This is a genomic window from Acinetobacter sp. 228 (assembly GCF_048147885.1).
Genome location: NZ_JAYWYV010000238.1, coordinates 1 through 1444, shown reverse-complemented (window position 1 = coordinate 1444; position 1444 = coordinate 1). Strand labels below are relative to the sequence as shown.

General features: G+C 38.9%; 2 protein-coding genes. Both read right to left on the bottom strand.

The genetic code is table 11. The annotated features are described in order from the left end of the window. On the bottom strand, window positions 1-887 hold an 887-nt coding region (locus VXQ92_RS17770; RefSeq protein WP_416682699.1), incomplete at its 3' end, for an MFS transporter. 208 nt (window positions 888-1095) lie between these two features. Continuing rightward, on the bottom strand, window positions 1096-1444 hold a 349-nt coding region (locus VXQ92_RS17765; RefSeq protein ID WP_416682698.1), incomplete at its 5' end, for a TIGR00730 family Rossman fold protein.

The window sequence follows — 1444 nt, the reverse complement described above, 5'->3', positions numbered from 1 at the left end:
TGTAACATGAGTGGTAAAACAAAAGGTAAGGCATTACCACCAAAGCGGGCAAAGAAATTACCTAAAATACCAATCGCGTAAATCTTGTTTCTAAAGAGTCGGCTACGGAACAATGCATTTTGATGGGTATGTGAATGGTAGGCATACCAAAGGGTTGCGACTGCCCCGACCACTAATAAAGAAATACTAAACCATTTGGAATATTCAGGTGAGGCAAGATGTTCAATACCCAAAGACCAGCCAATCATTGCGATGACTAAGAGCACAAACCCAATAAGGTCAAAAGTTTTAACGGTAGGCTCTTTTACATTTGGCATGACCTTTAATGTCATTAATATGCCCAATACTCCCATTGGAATATTAATAAGAAAGATCCAATGCCACGTTGCAACTTCAACGAGCCAACCACCTAGTGTTGGACCTGTTAAAGGGCCTAGTAAACCTGCTAGACTCATGAGGCTCATGGCTGCCAAAAATTGAGTTCGGGGAATAATTTTTAAAAGTGATAAACGACCAACGGGGAGTAATAACGCACCCCCAACACCCTGAATGACACGGAAAAATAAAAGTTGATTTAGGCTTTGAGAAAGGCCACAGCCTAAGGAAGCAAGTGTGAAAATAATGATTGCTGATAAAAACGTATTTCTAACACCAAAGCGGTCGGCCAACCATCCACTTAAAGGAATACAGGCCGCTACAGATAAAACATAAGCCACCACTACGCTATGCATACGTAATGGATCTTCATTTAAATGATGTGCCATTGCAGGAATGGCAGTATTTACAATTGTTGTATCTAATGCCTGCATAAAAAAGCCAATGGAAACCAAAAGAACCAATAGGCGATATTCGGGTTGCAAGGCTTGATGGGTTGGCGTGGCATTCATAACATTTGAAAATTAACGTTTTCGCCTAGTGTAAAACAAATTGAATTTAAAAAAAGTAAGTCAATGTTGAATAAACGCTTTGTAAGTTTAACTTCTATTATTTAGAGCAACTATATAACCGGACTTTCAAGTGAATGATTATAAAATGAGTATAGATAGATAAAATAAAAAAAGCGGAAGAATCCGCTTTTTTGTTGAGGTAGAGAGCTTAAACAACAAATCTCTTTGGCATTTTTAAGTTTTTAATGACGTTATAAATTTGGTCGATTTCTTCACATACAATTAATTTAGCTCGATGCTGAAGAGGAAGGAAGCCTTCTTGTACAGCATGGTCTAACTGAGCAATTAATGCATTATAAAAACCATTTACGTTATATAAAATCATAGGCTTTTGGTGCTGATTGAGTTGACCCCAAGTCGCAATTTCCAAAATTTCTTCGAATGTTCCTAAACCGCCAGGTAGCGCGATAAAAGCACTCGCGCGCTCTGCCATCATGGCTTTACGCTCATGCATGGTTTCTACTACATGTAACTCGGTCAGTCCTGCATGCGCCACT